General features: G+C 62.4%; 1 protein-coding gene. It reads left to right on the top strand.

The features are described from left to right. Positions 1 to 201 precede the first annotated feature (201 nt). Positions 202 to 624, top strand: coding sequence for a hypothetical protein (locus ETD86_RS54585; RefSeq protein ID WP_138674418.1), 423 nt, complete (start codon positions 202 to 204; stop codon positions 622 to 624). The last annotated feature ends 164 nt before the right edge of the window (positions 625 to 788 follow it).

Below are 788 nucleotides of genomic sequence, written 5' to 3'. Positions count from 1 at the left end.
TCTTGGGTAGGGTGCGTCGGGTGTGTTTAAGAGACAGGGTATGCGGCGGGGGGTGCTGGGTCACGCGCATAGTGGACATACCACCGACATACCGCCCATCCCTAAAGTGGCCCTTCGTCCGTACCGAATCACCCCAGACGAAAGGGCGTCATGCGAGTGACAGGCATACTTCGGAAGACCGCGATCTTCGGAGCTCTGGGGGTGGCTTTGTCGATCATGCCCACGACCGGCGTCTCGGCCTCGGCGACCTCCGCCTCGGGGCAGCGGGACCTCTACGGCAGCTGCAAAACGGGCAAGTATCGCGGGACAGCCAGGGCCTTCTACACGCCGAGCAACGGCTACGACACCATTCACGAGATTGTGTATTACCTGAGCGACAACCCGATCAGTGGTGGCCCCGGAGATAAGAGCAACGTCAGATTGAGGATCCGCGAGATCCTGTCGAATCGGCCCGACCGATCGCTGTGGACCTGGATATCCGGAGACAACGTCAAGTCGGGCTACCACAGAAAGTATCCCAACAAAAAGGTGAAGTACTCGATCACGTGGGACATCGAATTCAGCTTCACCTTCGACGTCCCCGGCCTCGACCCGTCGTGCTCCGGTGACACCAATAACGCCTGACGCTTCGTGACGGGTGTGCCGCGGGCGGCGCGGCACTCTCTCTCCCAGGAGCAGAATCTGTGATCCCCCGAGCTGTGCTCGCCCTGCTGGTGCTCCTGACCGGCTGCAGCACCGCGGCCGATCAGCCCGAGCCGGTGACCGAGCGCCCGCCGGCGATCGTGGCC

Source organism: Nonomuraea turkmeniaca, from assembly GCF_005889735.1.
Classification (GTDB): domain Bacteria; phylum Actinomycetota; class Actinomycetes; order Streptosporangiales; family Streptosporangiaceae; genus Nonomuraea; species Nonomuraea turkmeniaca.
This window is presented reverse-complemented; position numbering and strand designations above follow the sequence as displayed.